Origin of the sequence: Pseudoduganella sp. S-14 (assembly GCF_049913285.1) — a bacterium.
GTDB lineage: Bacteria > Pseudomonadota > Gammaproteobacteria > Burkholderiales > Burkholderiaceae_D > Rugamonas.
Map to the genome: position 1 here is coordinate 4,814,617 of NZ_CP183991.1, position 17,937 is coordinate 4,832,553.

16 protein-coding genes are annotated in these 17,937 nt (G+C 63.3%); 7 read left to right on the forward strand and 9 right to left on the reverse strand.

Going from position 1 to position 17,937, the window contains the following annotated elements:
- Positions 1–80: 80 nt before the first annotated feature.
- The 7 genes from ACN9MZ_RS22125 to ACN9MZ_RS22155 form a co-directional block, all read right to left on the reverse strand.
- Positions 81–1,967, reverse strand: coding sequence for an MFS transporter (locus ACN9MZ_RS22125; protein WP_426339046.1), 1,887 nt, complete (start codon positions 1,965–1,967; stop codon positions 81–83).
- Between the two features lie 106 nt (positions 1,968–2,073).
- Positions 2,074–3,150, reverse strand: coding sequence for an AbrB family transcriptional regulator (locus ACN9MZ_RS22130; RefSeq protein ID WP_426339047.1), 1,077 nt, complete (start codon positions 3,148–3,150; stop codon positions 2,074–2,076).
- Positions 3,138–4,199 carry an ABC transporter ATP-binding protein gene (locus ACN9MZ_RS22135; RefSeq protein ID WP_426342944.1) on the reverse strand — a complete coding sequence of 354 codons (1,062 nt, stop codon included), beginning with the start codon at positions 4,197–4,199 and terminating at the stop codon, positions 3,138–3,140. Before ACN9MZ_RS22135 ends, ACN9MZ_RS22130 begins: the two co-directional genes overlap by 13 nt.
- A 28-nt stretch (positions 4,200–4,227) precedes the next feature.
- Complete coding sequence (locus ACN9MZ_RS22140; RefSeq protein ID WP_426339048.1) at positions 4,228–6,003, reverse strand: ABC transporter permease; 1,776 nt, start codon at positions 6,001–6,003, stop codon at positions 4,228–4,230.
- A gap of 10 nt (positions 6,004–6,013) precedes the next feature.
- Positions 6,014–7,096 (reverse strand): ABC transporter substrate-binding protein, encoded by a 1,083-nt coding sequence (locus tag ACN9MZ_RS22145; RefSeq protein WP_426339049.1) that lies wholly within the window; start codon positions 7,094–7,096, stop codon positions 6,014–6,016.
- A 28-nt stretch (positions 7,097–7,124) separates the two neighbouring features.
- The gene (locus ACN9MZ_RS22150) at positions 7,125–8,069 is read right to left on the reverse strand and encodes a Bug family tripartite tricarboxylate transporter substrate binding protein (RefSeq protein ID WP_426339050.1); all 945 of its coding nucleotides are present in this window, start codon (positions 8,067–8,069) and stop codon (positions 7,125–7,127) included.
- A gap of 13 nt (positions 8,070–8,082) precedes the next feature.
- Positions 8,083–9,156, reverse strand: a complete 1,074-nt coding sequence (locus ACN9MZ_RS22155) for a porin (protein ID WP_426339051.1) — start codon at positions 9,154–9,156, stop codon at positions 8,083–8,085.
- Positions 9,157–9,256: 100 nt separating this feature from the next.
- Here ACN9MZ_RS22155 and ACN9MZ_RS22160 point away from each other — a divergent pair, with 100 nt between their 5' ends.
- A complete protein-coding gene (locus tag ACN9MZ_RS22160; protein ID WP_426339052.1) occupies positions 9,257–9,943 on the forward strand; it encodes a response regulator in 687 nt (228 codons plus the stop codon).
- Positions 9,943–11,382, forward strand: a complete 1,440-nt coding sequence (locus ACN9MZ_RS22165) for a sensor histidine kinase (protein ID WP_426339053.1) — start codon at positions 9,943–9,945, stop codon at positions 11,380–11,382. The genes ACN9MZ_RS22160 and ACN9MZ_RS22165 overlap by 1 nt, the downstream gene beginning before the upstream one ends.
- On the opposite strand, the gene ACN9MZ_RS22170 is transcribed toward ACN9MZ_RS22165, so the two are convergent.
- On the reverse strand, positions 11,345–12,604 hold the full coding sequence (locus tag ACN9MZ_RS22170; RefSeq protein ID WP_426339054.1) for an ATP-binding protein: 1,260 nt from the start codon (positions 12,602–12,604) through the stop codon (positions 11,345–11,347). The two genes, ACN9MZ_RS22165 and ACN9MZ_RS22170, sit on opposite strands and share 38 nt — an antisense overlap.
- Positions 12,604–13,242, reverse strand: a complete 639-nt coding sequence (locus ACN9MZ_RS22175) for a response regulator (protein WP_426339055.1) — start codon at positions 13,240–13,242, stop codon at positions 12,604–12,606. The genes ACN9MZ_RS22170 and ACN9MZ_RS22175 overlap by 1 nt, the downstream gene beginning before the upstream one ends.
- A gap of 142 nt (positions 13,243–13,384) precedes the next feature.
- On the opposite strand from ACN9MZ_RS22175, the gene ACN9MZ_RS22180 reads away from it, so the two are divergent.
- The 5 genes from ACN9MZ_RS22180 to ACN9MZ_RS22200 all read left to right on the forward strand — a co-directional run bounded on the left by ACN9MZ_RS22180 (position 13,385) and on the right by ACN9MZ_RS22200 (position 17,930).
- Positions 13,385–14,032: an energy transducer TonB gene (locus ACN9MZ_RS22180; protein ID WP_426339056.1), complete on the forward strand. Its 648-nt coding sequence runs from the start codon at positions 13,385–13,387 to the stop codon at positions 14,030–14,032.
- Between the two features lie 74 nt (positions 14,033–14,106).
- Positions 14,107–15,528, forward strand: coding sequence for a HAMP domain-containing sensor histidine kinase (locus ACN9MZ_RS22185; RefSeq protein WP_426339057.1), 1,422 nt, complete (start codon positions 14,107–14,109; stop codon positions 15,526–15,528).
- Positions 15,518–16,057, forward strand: coding sequence for a hypothetical protein (locus tag ACN9MZ_RS22190; RefSeq protein ID WP_426339058.1), 540 nt, complete (start codon positions 15,518–15,520; stop codon positions 16,055–16,057). The genes ACN9MZ_RS22185 and ACN9MZ_RS22190 overlap by 11 nt, the downstream gene beginning before the upstream one ends.
- Complete coding sequence (locus ACN9MZ_RS22195; RefSeq protein ID WP_426339059.1) at positions 16,054–17,445, forward strand: sigma 54-interacting transcriptional regulator; 1,392 nt, start codon at positions 16,054–16,056, stop codon at positions 17,443–17,445. Before ACN9MZ_RS22190 ends, ACN9MZ_RS22195 begins: the two co-directional genes overlap by 4 nt.
- Before the next feature lie 173 nt (positions 17,446–17,618).
- The gene (locus tag ACN9MZ_RS22200; protein WP_426163316.1) at positions 17,619–17,930 is read left to right on the forward strand and encodes a BON domain-containing protein; all 312 of its coding nucleotides are present in this window, start codon (positions 17,619–17,621) and stop codon (positions 17,928–17,930) included.
- Positions 17,931–17,937: the final 7 nt, after the last annotated feature.

A 17,937-nucleotide genomic window follows, 5' to 3' on the forward strand; every position in this document is an offset into this window, starting at 1 on the left:
GTAAAAAGGACCAAAGGCGCCGGGATGGCGCCTTTGTATGTAGAGGTATGTAGCCCGCTTAGACCATTTGCGACATTTCTCTACTTCCAGTCACCCCTCAGTTCTGCTACCTGGCGATACAGCAGTTCCGGGCTGACATCGGTCGGTTCGACCGGCTGGCCGACTGCCAGCGAGAGCTGTGAACGGAAACCTTTGCGGAAGGCGCGTTCCAGCAAGCCGTCCTTGCTTCGGCTAAGCAGGTGGCCCCACAAGCCGCGTAGCGCCATCGGAATCACCGGCACCTTGGTGCGCTCGATGATCTTGCTGATGCCGCCCTTGAACTCATTCATCTCGCCGGTGCTGGTCAACTTACCTTCCGGGAAAATGCAAACCAGTTCGCCCTCATGCAACGCTTGTGCGATATCGACAAAGGCTTTCTCCATCAGCCACGGGTCTTCCTTGGCCGGCGCAATCGGGATTGCCTTGGCGGTGCGGAAGATCCAGCCGAAGAACGGGGTCTTGAAGATGCGGTGGTCCATCACGAAGCGGATCGGGCGCGGGCTGGCGGCCACGATCACGATCGCATCGACGTAGCTGACGTGGTTGCAGACCAGGACAGCGCCGCCCTCTTCCGGAATGCGGTCGGCATCGATTGTCCTCACCTTGTGCACGGTATGGATCAGGAGCCAGGCCAGGAAGCGCATCAGGAACTCGGGCACCAGCGAGAAGATATAGGCTGCCACAATGGCATTCATGATGGCCGTGGCCAGGAACAGTTGCGGAATAGTGAAGCCCTGGTCCAAAAGCAGGATCGCCACACCGGTTGCCACCACCATGAACAGCGCGTTCAGGATATTCATGCCTGCGATGGTGCGCGACAGGTGCTGCGGATCGGCGCGCAACTGGATCAGTGCGAACAACGGGACGATGAAGAAGCCGCCGAACACGCCGATCATCACCACGTCGAAGATGATGCGCCATGCCCCGGGCAGCATGACCATGGCGTAGGCATTGACCTCACCTGGTGCGCTGTAGCCCTGACTGGCCAGGTACAGGTCGATGCCGAACACCGACAGGCCAATGGAGCCGAACGGCACCAGGCCGATTTCCACTTTGCGGCCGGAGAGCTTTTCGCACAGCAGTGAGCCGGTACCGATCCCCAGCGAGAACATCGTCAACAACAGCACGAAGACGCTGTTGTCGCCTTTCAGGTAATCCTTGGCATACACCGGGAACTGGGCCAGCACGATCGCGCCATAGAACCAGAACCAGGAGTTGCCCAACATGGAGAGGAAGACCGAACGGTTGCCGGCCGAGAAGCGCAGGTTGCGGATCGATTCGGTGAAGGGATTCCAGTTCACTTTCAGGTCGGGCTGCGGCGCCGGCGTTTTCGGGATGCCGTGTGCCGTGACCAGGCCTGCGACAGCGAAGAATACGGTGGCGGCAGCGAGCCAGGTGATGCCGTCCGGCTTGTGGTTGACGATGATCGCGCCAAATACCTGGCCAAGCAGGATGCCGACGAACGTGCCCATTTCAACAATGCCGTTGCCGCCGGTGAGTTCTTCCGGTTTCAGGTGCTGCGGCATGTAGGCGTATTTGACAGGGCCGAACAGGGTCGAGTGCATGCCCATGCCGAAGATGGCAATCATCAGCAAGGCCAGCGTATGGGTGAACCAGCCGACGGCGGCAACGCCCATGATGCCAATTTCCAGCCATTTGATGAAGCGCGCCAGCCTGCCCTTCTCCACCTTCTCGGCAATCTGGCCGGAAGTGGCGGAAAACAGCACGTAGGGCAAGATAAACAAGCCGGGCACCAGATTGGTGATCAGCGATGGGTCGAGGCTGGTCCAGCTTGACGCTTCGAACGCCAGCGCCACCACCAGCGCGGTCTTGAACAGGTTGTCGTTAAAAGCGCCGAGGAATTGGGTCCAGAAAAACGGCGCGAAGCGACGTTGTTTCAGGAGATCGAACTGGCTGGGATGGCTCATGTTGCGTCACGGGAATAGTGAAAATATCGACAACATACAGCACATTGCGCAAGCTCTCAACCCGACTTGTCAAAGTATTGAAGTTTAATACTTTTCGACAGCAGCATCACATGCGTAGCAGGCGGCGAAACGCCGGGCCGACAGCCAATACTAGCACCACCATCCGGCACACGTGGAAGGCCGTGACCACCGGCACTTCAACCTGCAGGGCGCGTGCGGTCAGCGCCATTTCCGCGATCCCGCCGGGCGATGTCGCAAGCAAGGCTGTTGCGGGGTGCAGGCTGCCGAATTTCGCCAACGCCAGGCCGAAAAGGGCTGCCAATCCCAGCGCTGTTGCGGTGCAGGCGGCCACTGCCGCGATGAAGCGCGGCGCAGTGTGCAGGAAGCCTGGCGTGAAGCGGGTGCCAAGCGACAGGCCGATGCAAAGCTGGCCGGTGCGCACCATCCATTCAGGCACGGCGCCGACCGGTACTTGCGCCGCAGCCAGCAATCCGGCGCCGAACAAGGGGCCGAGCACCCAGGCGTTCGGCACGCCGCGCCGCCACAGCAGCCATCCCATGGCAGATGTGGCCCCGCCAAGCAGGCCGAACGCCAGCAATGCTTCCGCCACGCCGGGCGGCAGCGCCGCAACCGCGGTCGCTGGCGCGAGAGACGCGCCGGCCGGCAGTGGCGGCATGCCATGCCCGCTCCAGTAACGCAGCACGAATGGCAGGAAGCTGACCACGAACATCAGCCGCACGCCCTGCGCCGCCGCCACATGCTGCGCCACCGCGCCATGCCGCTCGCCCTGCACGGCCATCTCGGAGGCGCCGCCAAGCGCCATGGAGAAGAACGCCGTGGCGGCGCTGACGTCCGCCAGCCGCTTGAGCAGCCAGGCGCACAGGCATCCCAAGGCCAGCGCAAACGCCACAGCCAACGCAATATAGCCGGCACGCGCCACCACCACCGCCAACACTGCAGGCGTAAAGTACAGACCAAGCACCGTGCCGATGGCCCACTGCCCCGCCGCGCGTGCAGGAACCGGGCAGCACAGGTCGGCGCCGGCGATGCGTAGCGCCGCACTGGCGAACAATGGCCCGATCAGCCAGGGCAGCGGAGTATCAAGCCACCTGCAAAAAAAAGCGGCCAGCAAGCCGGCCGCCAAAGCTTGGAGGAAGCAACGGTGGCGGGTCAGAAGACCCACAGCTTGTCGGCCGGCAGTTGCAGCCAGTACTGGCCATCCTGCAGGCGGTATTTCGAATGGGCGCGCACGCTGATATCGCCGCGCTTGAACAGGCACTCCCAGCGATCGCCAAGGTACATGCAGGTGACCAATGCAAGCTGCAGCGAGTTCTCCACCTGACTGCTGTTGACGCGCACTTCTTCAACGCGGATCAGCGGAGCGATCGTTTCGCCGCCCTTGCCGCGTGCAGTCGCCTGCAGCGTAGTGCCGGCTACCTCGATCACCACGTTGTCGCCATCGCGCGAAACCAGGGTGCCGGGCAGGCGGTTGTTACTGCCCATGAACTCAGCCGTAAACAAGGTCTCCGGCGTTTCGTACATTGCCTGCGGCGTGCCCTGTTGCTCGATCTTGCCGTTATTGAGCAGCAGGATGCGGTCGGAAATCGCCATCGCCTCATCCTGGTCGTGGGTCACCATCAGCGCCGACAAGCCAAGACGCACGATCAGTTCACGCAGGAAGGCGCGCGCCTCTTCGCGCAGCTTCGCGTCCAGGTTGGACAGCGGCTCGTCCAGCAGGATCACCGGCGGGTTATACACCAGCGCACGGGCAATCGCCACGCGCTGCTGCTGGCCGCCCGACAGCTGGTGCGGAAAGCGCTCGCCCAGGTGGCCCAGCCCAAGCTGTTTCAGCACCTCGCCCACGCGGCGGCCGATTTCTTCCTTATTCATTTTGCGCAGCTTCAGGCCGTAGGCCACGTTCTCCGCCACGGTCTTGTGCGGCCACAGCGCATAGGACTGGAACACCAGGCCCAGGTTGCGCTGTTCGGCCGGCATTTCAAAGCCCTTGCTGCCGTCGAACACGCGGCGCTCGCCGATGTCGATGGCGCCCAGGCGCGGGCTTTCCAGGCCGGCCACGGCGCGCAGCAGCGTGGTCTTGCCGCTGCCCGATGGGCCCAGCAGCGCCACCACTTCGCCTTTCTGCAGGTGCATCGACACGCCCTTCAGGATCGGGTTGGCGTGGGCGCCGGTGCCATAGTCCAGGTGCAGGTCTTCGACGGACAATTCGTTCATTTTGAGGTCTCGTTTCATGATCTATGTCTCAGTTATGCAGCTTGACGCCGAAGCGCAGCGCGATACCCAGGCCGATGCCGACCAGGGTGATGTTGATGAAGGAAAGTGCCGCCACCAGGTCGGTCGAACCACCCGCCCACAGGGACACGATCAGCGCGCCAATCACTTCGGTACCCGGCGACAGCAGGTACACGCCTGTCGAATACTCACGCTCGAAGATCAGGAAAATCATCAGCCACGCACCCAGCAAGCCGTATTTGATCAGCGGCAGGGTCACGTCGCGGGTCACCTGGCCGCGGCGGGCGCCGACAGCGCGTGCCGCCTCTTCCAGTTCAGGGCCGACCTGTAGCAGTGCAGTGGAAATCAGGCGCATGCCGTAAGCCATCCACACCACCGAGTACGCCAGCCACACCGCGAAGATGGTGGTGCGCAGGCTGCGCAGCGCAGGAATCGCATTTTCCACCAGCCAGACAGCCAGACCGTTCTCTGAACCCTTGAGCATGCCATCCAGCCAGCTAGGGACAAACAGGAACACCCACAGGAAAGCCAGGCCAGCCAGCAGGCCGGGAATCGCACGTGGCACCAGCACGCTATAGTCCAGGACACGGGTCAGCAAGTCCGGCTTGCGGTGCATGGCCAGCGCGATGAAGCTATAGCAGAAGATCGCCAGGCCGCCGCCGATCACGCCGATCAGCACCGTGTTGATGATGCCGCGGATCAGTGCATGCTGCTCGAAGATGTCGCGGAAGTGCTGCAGCGTCAGGACATCGGCCAGCTTCACGCCCTCGCCCCAGTACTGCACGAAGGAGCGCAGCGCGATGCCGGAAATCGGCATGAACACGGTAACCAGCAACCAGGCGCCCAGCACGGCGAACGCCAACCACTTCCAGCGGCCCAGCGGGAGCGCCTTGCTGCGCGCGCCCTTGCCCTTGATCGACACGTATTTGTTGGCCGATTTCAGCAGCCAGCGTTGCAGCATCACCAGCGGCATGGTCACCGCCACCAGGCAAACTGCCACCGCCGCCATCAGGTGGTAGGACGGCGTCCCCAGCTTGTTGGTCAGTTTGTACAGGTAGGTCGGCAGCACCAGGTGGCCTTCCGGGTCGCCCAGCACCAGCACCAGGCCGAACACTTCGAAGCCGAGGAAGAACACCAGCACGCCCGCATAGGCCAGCGCCGGCATGATCATCGGCAGCGACACGTTGAACATCACCTGCAGCGGCGACGCGCCGGCCACGCGGGCTGCTTCTTCCACGTCCGAGCCCAGGCTCTTCAGTGCCGACGAAGCGTACAGGTAGACGTGCGGCACGTGGGTCAGGCCGGCGATCACGACAATGCTGGTGAAGGAATACACATTCCATGGGATGAAGCCGATCAGGCCTTTCACCCAGGTGGAGTAAAAGCCCACAGGTCCCATCGATACCACATAGCCGAAGCCCATCACCATTGGCGAGACGAAGATCGGCACCAGCAGCAGCGGGGAAATCCAGCCGCGACCCGGCAGGTCGGTACGCACCATCAGGAAGGCCAGCATGCCGCCCAAAGGCACGGCGATGGCAGCCAGGCCGGCCGCCAGCAGCAAGCCATTCTTGAATGCCACGGCAAAGTCCGGGTCATCGAAGATGAAGCGGAAGGCATCCAGCCCTACTTCCTTGCCGGGCATGAAGAACGGCGCCGACAGGAAGCTCTGGTAAAAGATCAGGAGCAGCGGCAGAAAGATGGCGGTGCAGGTCAGCGCTGCCACAATCCCGCGCGGCCAGTTGATGCTGGCGCGCCCTGTTCCCTGCAAAGTCGCGGTAGTCATTTACAACTCCTTATTTCTTGCCGGCGGTTTCTTTCCACTGCTTCAGGAAAGCCATGCGCTTCTGCGGGCCGAGGAACTGCAGCAGGATTGGGTGCACCGGCACCGGCTTGATCTTGTCCTGGCCAATCTGCTTGACCAGGTCGGACGAGGTGGTTTCACCGGTCACGTCGGCGCGGATCGCGAACAGCTTGGATTCGTTGGCGATGATGGTCTGGCCGCGGTGCGACAGGGTGTAGTCCAGCCACAGCTTGGCGGCGTTAACGTTCTTCGCGCCCTTGTTGATGAACATTACGCGCGACATCACCAGGGTGTAGTCCTTCGGCAGTTGCACGCCGATCGAAGGATCGGTCTTGGCGCGCACCAGGGCGTAGGAGCCCAGCACGTTGTAGCCGATCAGGTTTTCGCCGGAGGAGATGCGCTCCATCATGGTGCCGGTGGAGGATTGCACGCGCACCTTCGCTTCGCCGAAGGCGTTCTCCAGTTCCAGGAATTTCGGATATTCCTTGGCGTCCTGGCTCATGAACATGAAGCCGACGCCCGATTTCTCGATGTCGTAGGTAGTCACCTTGTCCTTGAACTTGGGCTGCTGGATCAGCTTCACGAAGTCGGCGTGGGTCTGCGGTACCTCTTTCGCATCGACCAGTCGCTTGTTGTAGACGATGGCGGCCGGCTCGAAGGTCGTGCCGTAAGCCTGGTCGTCCCACACTGCCCAGCCGGGAATCTTCGACGCTTCCACCGATTTGTACTTCAGTGCGTAGCCGTCGGAAGCCAGGCGCATTTGCAGGTCCATGGCGGAGGACCACATCACGTCGGCGGTGTTGCCGCCCGCTGCCATCTCGGAAATGAAGCGGTTGTATACCTCGGTCGAATTCATGTCGTTGTACTCGACGGTGATGCCAGGGTACAGGGCATTGAAGTCGCGGATCAGAGGCTGTGCAGCCTTGCTGTCAGTGGCGCCGTACACCACCAGCTTGCCCTCTTTCTTCGCCGCGTCGATCACTTTCTGGTAATCGGCAGGATAGCCTGCCGGCGATTGTGCGAATGCGGTGCACGCGAACAGGCCTGCGGCGGCCACCAGGGTCGTCTTCATCATTTGTGTCTCCTAGAATTTTTGAGGATATTCAGCGCACCAGGCCCAGATGGCTGGCGCGTTTGCCGTAATCGTCCACGGCTTTATGCACGTACTCGTTGAGTGCCTGTCCTGTCAGGCTGAAGGGATACAGTCCCGCTTCCGTTCGCAGCTTCGCGAATTCTGGCGTCGTCATGAGCTGCTCGAAGGTTTTCACCCATTGCCGGTAGTCGGCGTCGGCAACTTGCGGCCCCATCCACACGCCGCGGATGACCGGCCAGACGATGTTGTAGCCTTGCTCGCGAGCGGTCGGCACTGCGGCCAGCTTGCCTGGCAAACGCTCTTCCGACATCACGGCCAGCACGCGGATCGTGTTGCCGGCCAGGTTGGCTTCGGAAGCATCGCCCGACACCACCTGCACATAGTTGGCCTGCATTGCAGTGAAGGACTCGCCGCCGCCTTCCAGCGCCACGAAACGCAGCACTTTCGGGTCCAGGCCGGCCTGGCGCACCAGCAGGGCCACCTTCAGCCAGTCCTGGCTGCCGATGGTACCGCTGACGCCGATCAGCACTTTGGAAGGGTTGCGCTTCAGTGCAGCCACCAGGTCGGCCAGCGACCTGTATGGCGAATCGGAGCGCACCGCGATCATGCCGTAGTCCGCGCCCAGCGCCGCCACCCAGCGCACGTCGTCCGCCGTGGCCTTGCCGAACTTGCCCTGCGCGAGATTCAGCAGCGAACCGCCGGAAAACGCCACCAGGGTGTTCGGTTCGGCGCGGCGCTGCGATACCAGCGAATGCCATGCCACAGCACCGATCCCGCCCGGGCGATACACCAGCTTCATGGGCTGGCCGCCCGGCACCGTCGCCAGGCCCTTCTGGGCCAGCTTGCACGTCAGGTCCATCGCACCGCCCGGCTTGGACGGCACGATGCATTCCGCAGCGTGCACCTGCCCTGCCAGCAGCAGGACAGCAGCGAAGATGGAAAACAGGATCTTCATGGCTTCATTATTATCAGAAGCGGTGCTGGATGCCAACCATTACGCCGTGCTGGCTGTCGCCGAAGCCTGCATCGTCGCGCGACAGGCCCACCAGCTGGTCATGCTTGCCTTTGGTGTAACCGACAGTCGCGTACAGGTCGGTGCGCTTGGACGCTGCGTAGCGATAGCGCAGCACATACATGGTCGGGTCGGCGTCCTTGCCCGCGGCCAGGTTGCGCTGGTCGATGTGGTAGACAGCACCGGTGATGGTAACGTTTGGCTGCGGCTTGTATGCCACGCCAGCCCACAGCGTGTTGCCTTTTACATCAGCCGTAGCGGCCTTGCCGGACACCAGCTTGTAGGTCCTGCCGCCGAGCCAGAACTTGAAATCGCCCGTGGCGTAGTAGCCGCCCAGGTGGTAGGCGGTGGTCTCGTCGCGGTTGCCGGTGGCGACCACGTTGTTGCCGTTGATGCGCTCCGCGGTGAACATCGCGCCCAGCGACTCGGACTGATAGCTGACCGCGCCTGCGTACTTGGCGCTGTCGGCCGAGCTGGCGCCCGCGCCCTGCTGCTCGCCCATGCCGTAGCTGAAGCCATAGTTCCAGTCGCCGCTCTTGCCGGAGTACTTGATCAGGTTATCGAAGCCGGTGGTCATGCCGTACTTGCTTGGCAAGGTCGCGCTGCCGCCGGTCGCCCAGGAATAGTAAGGGGCAAAGCCCATCGGGTCGAAGCGGATGACGGTGTCGTACACGCTGGTGAAGGAGCGGCCCAGCACCACGCGGCCCCAGCTGCCCTCCAGGCCGACGTTGGCCTGGCGCTTGAACAGGTTGCCGTCCTGCGCGCCGGTGTCCATCAGGATGCCGCTCTCCAGCTGGAACACGGCTTTCAGGCCGCCGCCCAGGTCTTCGCTGCCCTTGATGCCCCAGCGCGAAGTATTCATGCCGCCGGAGCTGACGTGGGTGACGCTGCCGCCGCCCGCTTGCGCATTGTTGGTGATGTCGACACCCATGTCGAGCAGGCCATAGACCTGCACATTGGATTGGGCGTGGGCGGAAGTATAGGCGGCAAACATCATTGCGACGGCCGCTGCCATCGAAGTTCTTTTCACAATCAGTCTCCTGGGTTTATAGTTATTTCAGTCATGCCTCGCTCTGGCACGGTTCAACTATAAAATCGCCAACCTTTCAAACGCCTTTCAGGCAAATGCCATGCGAATATTGTTAGTGGAAGACCACACCGAATTACAACACTGGCTCTCCAAAGCCCTGCGTGACGCCAACCTTTCAGTCGAATGCGCCGATAACGGCGCCGACGCCGACTCCCTGCTGCTGACCCAGGAATATGCCCTGGTGATCCTCGATTTGACCCTGCCCCGCATGGACGGGCTGGAAGTGTTGAAACGCCTGCGCGCGCGCGGCGGCAAGACGCCTGTATTGATCCTGACCGCGCGCGGCGGCCTGGAAGACCGCGTGCAGGGCCTGAACCTTGGCGCCGACGATTACCTTGCCAAACCTTTCGAACTGGCGGAGCTGGAAGCGCGCGTCAAGGCTTTGCTGCGCCGCAGCGTGGGCAATGAATCGCTGGTGTATGAATGCGGCGCGCTGCGCTTCGATACGGTCAGCCGCATGTTTTCCTATTTCGGCGAAAACCTGCAGCTCACGCCGCGCGAGCACGCAGTGCTGGAGGCGCTGATCACCAAAGGCGGCAAGCCGATAGCGAAAGAAAAACTGTTCGACCAGGTGTTCTCTCTGGCCGACGACGCCAACCTCGACGCGATCGAGCTGTATATCCATCGCGTGCGCAAGAAGCTTGACCGCAAGGAGCCCGGCGCCGCGGCCATCACTACCCTGCGCGGCATCGGCTACCTGCTGCAGCCGGCCGAAGCGAAGGCCTGATGAAAGCCATGCTCGCCATGGGCAGCCTGCGCGGCCAGTTGCTGCGCTGGCTGTTGCTGCCGTTGGTCCTTCTGGAAATCATCAACACCATCTCGGTCTACTACAACGCGGTGGACGCGGCCGACATGGCTTATGACCGCTCGCTGCTGGCCTCCACCCGAGCATTGGCGGAGCGCGTGTCGGTCGAAGGCGGCAAAGTGGTGGTCGACGTGCCCTACGTTGCGCTGGACAGCTTTGAGACCGACACCCTGGGCCGCATCTACTACAAGGTCACCGGCATCAAGGGCGAAACGGTGTCCGGCTACGACGACCTGCCTGCAGTGCCGCCGAATGTGCCGCGCTCGGAGACCTACCCGGCCCTGGTGCGCTTTTATCACGCCAGCTACAACGGGCAGCCGATCCGCATCGCAGCCCTGCTGCAGCCGGTGTACGACGACAATATGCGCGGCATCGCCCTGATCCAAGTGGGCGAAACGCTCGACGCGCGCAAGGGGCTGACGCTGAAAATCCTGTACGACACCATCGCATGGCAGGCCAGCGTGGTGCTGCTGGCAGGCTTGCTGGTGTGGTTCGCCGTCAAGCTGGTGCTGCGGCCTTTGATGCGCCTGAAACACGAGGTGGAGTCGCGCGACGTGTCCGACCTGTCGGACCTCGATCCGGCGCTGGTGCACAAGGAAGTGCGGCCGCTGGTGCAAGCCATGAACGCATCGACTACACGCATCGCGAGCCTGATCGCCAGCCAGCGCCGCTTCATTGCCGACGCCTCGCACCAGTTGCGCACGCCTTTGACGGTGCTAAAGACCCAGGCGGAACTGGCTCAGCGTGAGCTGGAACGGACCGCACCGGCCTCGCCGGAGCTGCGCAACGTGGTGGCCAGCATGGCTGCCACCACCGACTCCACGGTGCATCTGGCGAACCGCCTGCTGATGCTGGCACGCATCGAACATAGTGAAAATCGCGAGCCGGTGCCGGTGCCATTGCGCGAAACCGTGCAACAGGTGGCGCTGGAACTGGCGTTGTCCGCGGTCAACCGCGGCATTGACCTTTCGCTGGAAGCCGACGGTGAAGCCAGCGTCAATGGCCAGGCTTTGCTGCTGCACGAGTTGGTATCAAACCTGGTCGACAACGCCCTGCACTACACGCCTCGCGGCGGCAGCGTGGTGCTGCGCGTAATGCCTGGCGAAACGCAGGTCGTTCTGGAAGTGGAGGACAGCGGGCCCGGAATTCCGCCTGAGGATCGCGACCGCGTGCTCTCACCCTTCTATCGCGCCGCTTCGACCATGCAGGCCAACCCGGGGGGCTCGGGCCTGGGGCTGGCCATTGTGCGCGACATCGCCGTCCTGCACCACGCCGAGCTTGAACTCGACCAGGGCTCCAGCGGGCGTGGGCTGCTGGTGCGCGTCAAGTTCCCGCGCGCCACGCCTCCACCGGCAGCATGATGATAATGCGGGTGCCGGACAAGCAATCCATAGCAAAGCTGCCGCCCAGCGCCTGCACCCGCTCCCGCATGCCCGCCAGCCCGACGCCTGCAGCAGTGCGCGCCGGATCAAAGCCTACGCCATCGTCTGCCACCACGATCTGCAAGGCATCGCCATGCCGAGCGACTTCCACATTGGCTGAGCTGGCGCGGGCGTGCTTCACGATGTTGGACAGCGCCTCCTGCACGATACGGTAAGCCGAGATCGCGGCGTCGCCATCCAAGCCGGCGAAATCGCCCTCGGTGCGCAGCGAGAAGTGGCAGGCCGGGTGGCTGCTGCCGACTTGCCGCACCATTTCTTCCAGCGCTCCTTGCAGGCCGAGCATGTCCAGCATTTCCGGACGCAAGCGGCGCACCAGCGTCCTGCCACTGTTGTACAAGCCCAGCGCCAGCTTCGTGATCGCCTGTGCCTTGTCGCGAATCTGCGTCACCGCGTCGGCCGGCGGCAGAGCGCCCGCGAGGCCGGCGATCTGCTGCGCCTCCAGCCGTACCGCGATGAGCGTCGCGTTCAATTCGTCGTGGATCTCCAGTGCAATTGCCTTGCGTTCGTCTTCGACTGCCGTGGTCACGCGTTGCAACAGGCGACGCTTCTCCGCATCAGCCGCGCGCACCGCTTGCATGGACGCCTGCAGCGATGCGGCAAAGCCGCTGGTCATCTGCCACGCCAGCCCTGCGCAGGCAAGCAAACCCGCCAGCGCCACCGCCAGTTCAAGCTGGAAGCGTGAGCGAGCCTTGCGCAGCATGACAGTCGGCGACATGCGCACCTGCACATAGCCCATGTTGCCGACATTGCGGTTGCCGCCGCCAGTCACGTAAAGCAAACGCTTATGCACCGCGGCTTCGTAGTAGCGCGCCTCGGGCACCCCATCGCCGCGCGCGGTCACGTCCAACAGGGGCTTGCGGTCCGCATCGAGCAAGGTCACGCGATGGATCGCGCCGTCGGTCTGCAGCATGCCGTCGATCGTCGCGCGCAGCTCATCGAACTGCCCACGTACCAGGCTGATTTCACTGCTCGCCACCAGTGCTGTGGCCAGCAACTGCCCGCGCTCCGCCAGCTCGGCATGCACCTCGGATTGACGCGATTGATAGCTGTACCAGGTAAGTGTAACGAACAGCGCCAGCACCGGCAGCAAGGTAATCGCCAGCAGCCGCCCGCGGGTGCCGACGCGCCATGTGACCCGCATCAGGCTTGCAGTACGCCGTGGCGCACGGCCAGGCGGGTGATATCGGCCGCGCGCTCAACACCCAGCTTGTCCTTGATGGCCTGGCTGGAGTTGCTGATCGTCTTGCTGGAGACGCCGAGTCTTTCGGCGATTTCGGCGTTGGTCAGGCCTTCCGCCATCAGCTTGAAGATTTCGAGCGAACGTTCATCCAGCAGCGCCTGCGGCGATTGCTCGCCCAGCACCGACAGGCTGGCCAGGCGTTCCGCGATGGCCGGCATGAAATACAGCTCCCCTTGCGCAGCACGCTGCACGGCGGCGAAAAGTTCGGACGGATCGCAATCCTTCGTGACCAAGGCCCGCGCACCAATGCGGTAGGCCTCCTTGACCAGCGCATCCTGGTCGAACTGGGTCAGGAAGATGACGTGCGCCTTGGGCGCCGCTGCCAGGATCTGGCGCGCCGCGTCCAGGCCCGTCATTTGCTCGCCGAAGCGCATATCGAGGATAGCAACGTCGGGTGCCAGTGCCTGGTAAGCCTCAACCGCTTCAGCTGGCGTCCGGGCCTGTCCGACGACTTCCACGCCGAAACCGGCAAGCGCCATCGCAAATCCCCCCATTACGACCGGGTGATCATCTGCCAGTAGTACTTTGATCTTATTCATAGCATTCCTCGTTACCAGATGATGGAAGGATATCACGCCAAATGGTAGCAATAAAAATTGCTTGCATATTTCCATTAGATAGAAGAATATTTTGCCATGGGTTGGCAATTCAGCCTACCAACAAGAAGAAAGGACCATTTCCATGAACTTCGATACCTCCCGCAAGAACTACTCTGGCCTGGCTTTCGTCGCCGCACTGCACCTTGTTGCCGCCGGCATCGCCCTGAAGCACTCAACGATCCTGATCACCCGCAGCGCGCCGACCGTGATTGTCGATGTGCCGCCGCTGGAGCACCAGGATCCTGAGCCGCAACGCTCCAAGGAATTCGAGGTCCGGGAAAAGGCAGCGCCGGTGATTGCCCCGCCTCCGCCGGACGGCATCAAGATCGAGGTTCTCGAACACGCCATCACGACATCCCCGCCTGAGACTGCACATGGCCACAGCGAACCAGGGGGCGGCGGTGGCGGCACCGGCGGTGGCAGCGTCGAAGCTGTGCGCCACGAGCCAGTGAACGTTGCGGCGGTGATCGATGCGGCCAATTGCGCGAAACCTACCTATCCCGCTGGTGCCTTGCGCAACGGCGACGAAGGTACGGTCACCCTGGCCTTCCTGATCGGCAAAGACGGCCACGTGGCCAGCGCCAAGGTCGAACGCACCAGCGGCCACCGCGACCTGGACCGCGCCGCGCTGCAAGGCCTCTCGCTGTGCGCCTTCAAGCCCGGCACCGTTGACGGCGTGGCACAGGAATCGTGGGCGCGCATGCAATACGCCTGGCGCCTCGACGAATGAGCAATAGAACGCGGCCGTAAAGCGAATTCCCCTATCATGCGCCGGTTAACCATGTGGTTCCCGGCGCATGCTCTATGTTCATCAAGCTTTCTTTCCGCCAATTACTCCTGGGCGTCTTCCTGCTGATCGCCCTGCTGCTCAGCGCGACCTCGATCCAGGCTTTGCTCACGCTGGACCGGTTGGCCGCGGAAAGCCGCGAAGTCGGCCAGCACGCCGTCGTGCTGACTGCAAACGTGCAGCGCCTGGCCGAACGCAGCGTGGCCATGGAACGCAGCGCGCGCCAGTTCCTGGTGCTGGACGATCCAGCCTTCCGAGACCGCTATGCCGCAGCCTGGCGCGACGGCCAGGATGCGCTGTCGGCGCTGGCGGCCGGACTGCCCTCCGCGCCGAAAGCCAGTTTCGCCGCCTGGCGCGACCAGGGCGAGCAGGCCTGGCGCGCACTGGAGGCTCCCAACGCCAAGCGCGCCCAGCGCCAAAAAATGCTGAACACCGCGCTGGCGGGCCTGGCACCGGTCAACGAAGAACTGGCGGACGAAGTCAAACGCGAAGTCGACCAGCGCAACCAGCGCATCCTGCTTGGCCTGGAACATCGGCGCAGCGTGCTGGGCGGACAACTGCTGGCCTCCATCAGCCTGGCCGCCGCCCTGGCCCTTGGCTGCGGCATGTGGCTGTCACGCCCCCTGGCGCAAATCGAAAGCGCCATCGACCGCCTGGGCGGCAACCGCTACGACCAGCCAATTGAAGTCGAAGGACCCAACGACTTGCGCCGCCTTGGCCAGCAACTGAATTGGCTGCGCCAGCGCCTGGCCAGCCTGGAAGCTGATAAATCGCGCTTCCTGCGTCACATCTCACACGAACTGAAAACGCCGCTGGCCGCGCTGGTGGAAGGCGTCGCCCTGCTGGAAGATGAAGTGGCCGGCACGCTGACGCCTAACCAGCGCGAAGTGGCCGGAATCCTGCGCCAGAACACAGCCTCGCTGCAGAACCAGATCGAAGACCTGCTGCGCTATAACACCGCCACCTTCGCCGCCCAGCACCTGCAGCGCCAGCCCACCGATATCGTGGCCCTGCTGCGCGACACGGTCGACGCCCAGCGCTTGCAATGGCAGGCGCGCCGCCTCGAAGTGACGGTGGACGGCAGCGCCCCGGCCATCTCGGTCGATCCGGGCAAGCTCGCCATTGCCAGCAGCAACCTGCTGACCAACGCGGTCCGCTATAGCCCGGAAGGCGGCACCGTACGCTTCGTCATCGGCGAGCAGGCCGGCACATTGGCCATCGACTGCATCGACCAGGGGCCAGGCGTGGCGCCGGAAGATACGGCCCATATTTTTGAACCCTTTTACCAGGGGATGCGCCAGCCGCCAGGCGCACGGCGCGGCAATGGCGTCGGCCTGTCCATCGTGCTCGAATACATCAGCGCCCACGGCGGATCACTGCAATTGCTGCCGACCAGTAGCGGCGCACACTTCCGGATCGACCTGCCCTATGAACACTAAAACCCTGCCTTTGCTGCCGATCCTGCTGCTCGTGTCCTGTGCGCATCGACAGCCAGTAGCGCCGACGCTGCCGCCCTTGCCTCCGCCTCCGGCGCCCGCGCCATTGACGCTGCTGGTGGCGCCACAGGACGAGGTGGCGCCGCTGCTGGCCTACTACCAGTCGCTGCGCCGCATGACGCAAGGCGAGTTGCTGAAGGAACTGAGCGGTTTGTCGCTGCAGCAGAAAACACCAAAGGTGCTGCTGCAATCGGCGATGGTGCTGTCGCTCACGCGCGGCAGCGGCGACCTGGCAAAGGCGCAGGCGCAGTTCGACGTCGTCGCCACCGCGCCGGAGCCGGAGGCGCAAGGATTGCGGCAGCTGGCGCAACTCCTCTCTGCACAATGCGCCGACACGCGCCGCCTGGTCGACGAGAGCGACCGCCTGCGCATGCAGTTGAAGGACAACCAGCGCAAAAACGAACAATTGAACGAAACCCTGGAAGCGCTGAAAGAAATCGAGCGCGGCCTGCCTGCGAGAGCCAGTAAATGATGACCGAAATGCGTGCCCCAGTTTCCCCCCGCCTGCTGCTGGTCGACGACGACGCCGACCTGCTGCGCCTGCTGTCGATGCGGCTGAGCGCCAACGGCTACCAGGTCACCGCCGTGGGCAGTGCTGAAGCCGCGCTGGCCAATCTGTCGATCGCCCTGCCTTCGCTGGTGATCAGCGACGTGCGCCTGCCCGAGCGCGATGGCATGTCCCTGTTCCAGCAGATCCGCAGCCAGCACCCGGCGCTGCCGGTGATCCTGCTCACCGCCCATGGCACCATTCCCGACGCAGTGGAAGCAACTTCGCTCGGCGCCTACGCCTACCTGACCAAGCCGTTCGACGCCAAAGTGCTGCTTGACCGCATTGGCCAGGCCCTGAGCGTGGCCGCGCCCGATGCGGCACCAGAGGCCGGCAACGGCACCTGGCGCGCCGACATCATCAGCCGCAGCCGCGCCATGGAAGAAGTGCTGCATGAAGCGCAGCTGGTTGCCGCCTCCGACGCCAGCGTGTTGATTCGCGGCGAAAGCGGCACCGGCAAGGAACTGCTGGCACGTGCCATTCACCGCGCCAGCCGCCGCGCCGCGGCGCCGTTCATCGCAGTGAATTGCGGCGCTATTCCCGAGCAATTGCTGGAGTCCGAACTGTTCGGCCACGTGAAAGGTGCTTTTACCGGCGCTGTCGCCAGCCGCGAAGGCCTGCTGCAGGCAGCCGACGGCGGCACCCTGTTCCTCGACGAGATCGGCGACATGCCGCTGCTGCTGCAGGTAAAGCTGCTGCGCGTGCTGCAGGAGCGCGTGGTGCGCCAGGTCGGCTCCGACAACGGCCGCCCGGTCAACGTGCGCGTGCTCTCCGCCACCCACCGCGACCTGGAAGCGGCCATGCTCGAAGGACAGTTCCGCGAGGACCTCTACTACCGCCTGAACGTCATCACGCTCACCCTGCCCCCGCTGGCGGAACGTCGCGAAGATATCGGACTGCTGGCCACGCGCTTCCTGCAAATGCTGGCCGCCAAATACGGCAAGACCGTCAACGGCTTTGCGCCGGAAGCGTTGGAAGCGCTGTCGCGCGCATCCTGGCCCGGCAATGTGCGCCAGCTCTATAACGTGGTGGAACATGCTTGCGCACTGGCCACGGCGCCGCTGGTGCCGCTATCGCTGGTGCAGCGCGCGTTGCGCGTCCCCTCGCTGGAAGTGCTCAGCTATACGGAAGCCAAGCTGCGCTTCGAGCGCAATTACCTGGTGCAGCTCCTCAAGCTCACCGACGGCAACGTGGCCGATGCCGCGCGCCTGGCAGAGCGCAACCGCACCGAGTTCTATCGCCTGCTGCAAAAGCATGAATTGAACGCGGCGCAATTCCGCATTGAACCTGTCGCCGAGGGGCGACAGCCATAAAGCCCGCCAAATCAAGGCCTTGCGCATTGCAGCCCAGACCGTGTCGCCGCGTGGCGACAAATTCAATGTTGCCGCACAGCTAAGTCATTGATTTCTCTACATGGCACGCGCCTTGCAATACCAAGGACAACGCACCAGCGTTGACTGCCAACTTGAAAATGGAGAGATAGACCATGAAGGATTCCAAACTGATCGCAGGCCTGTTCGCCGCCGCAGCATTCGCCCTCGCCTCGCTGTCCGCACACGCGCAGCAAGAAGGCGCCATGGCCGGTGCCGCTGTAGCCACCGCCGATTCCACGCTGCAGGCCAAAGTCAAGGCAGCCCTCTCGGACCAGAAAGAGATCATCGTGTCCGCCAACCAGGGCGTAGTGGTCCTGAGCGGCACGGTGTCAAGCTCCGATGCCGGCGCCAAAGCGATCCAGGCGGCATCTGCCGTGGCGGGAGTGAAGGAAGTGAAGAGTGAGCTGACTGTCGCCGGCAAATAATGCCTTC

What these genes read in the sequence shown, in the direction of transcription:
- ACN9MZ_RS22125 (WP_426339046.1), bottom strand. Translation starts at nt 1,967, where the DNA reads ATGAGCCATCCCAGCCAGTTCGATCTCCTGAAACAACGTCGCTTCGCG.
- ACN9MZ_RS22135 (WP_426342944.1), bottom strand. Translation starts at nt 4,199, where the DNA reads ATGAACGAATTGTCCGTCGAAGACCTGCACCTGGACTATGGCACCGGC.
- ACN9MZ_RS22140 (WP_426339048.1), bottom strand. Translation starts at nt 6,003, where the DNA reads ATGACTACCGCGACTTTGCAGGGAACAGGGCGCGCCAGCATCAACTGG.
- ACN9MZ_RS22145 (WP_426339049.1), bottom strand. Translation starts at nt 7,096, where the DNA reads ATGATGAAGACGACCCTGGTGGCCGCCGCAGGCCTGTTCGCGTGCACC.
- ACN9MZ_RS22150 (WP_426339050.1), bottom strand. Translation starts at nt 8,069, where the DNA reads ATGAAGATCCTGTTTTCCATCTTCGCTGCTGTCCTGCTGCTGGCAGGG.
- ACN9MZ_RS22160 (WP_426339052.1), top strand. Translation starts at nt 9,257, where the DNA reads ATGCGAATATTGTTAGTGGAAGACCACACCGAATTACAACACTGGCTC.
- ACN9MZ_RS22165 (WP_426339053.1), top strand. Translation starts at nt 9,943, where the DNA reads ATGAAAGCCATGCTCGCCATGGGCAGCCTGCGCGGCCAGTTGCTGCGC.
- ACN9MZ_RS22170 (WP_426339054.1), bottom strand. Translation starts at nt 12,604, where the DNA reads ATGCGGGTCACATGGCGCGTCGGCACCCGCGGGCGGCTGCTGGCGATT.
- ACN9MZ_RS22175 (WP_426339055.1), bottom strand. Translation starts at nt 13,242, where the DNA reads ATGAATAAGATCAAAGTACTACTGGCAGATGATCACCCGGTCGTAATG.
- ACN9MZ_RS22180 (WP_426339056.1), top strand. Translation starts at nt 13,385, where the DNA reads ATGAACTTCGATACCTCCCGCAAGAACTACTCTGGCCTGGCTTTCGTC.
- ACN9MZ_RS22185 (WP_426339057.1), top strand. Translation starts at nt 14,107, where the DNA reads ATGTTCATCAAGCTTTCTTTCCGCCAATTACTCCTGGGCGTCTTCCTG.
- ACN9MZ_RS22190 (WP_426339058.1), top strand. Translation starts at nt 15,518, where the DNA reads ATGAACACTAAAACCCTGCCTTTGCTGCCGATCCTGCTGCTCGTGTCC.
- ACN9MZ_RS22195 (WP_426339059.1), top strand. Translation starts at nt 16,054, where the DNA reads ATGATGACCGAAATGCGTGCCCCAGTTTCCCCCCGCCTGCTGCTGGTC.
- ACN9MZ_RS22200 (WP_426163316.1), top strand. Translation starts at nt 17,619, where the DNA reads ATGAAGGATTCCAAACTGATCGCAGGCCTGTTCGCCGCCGCAGCATTC.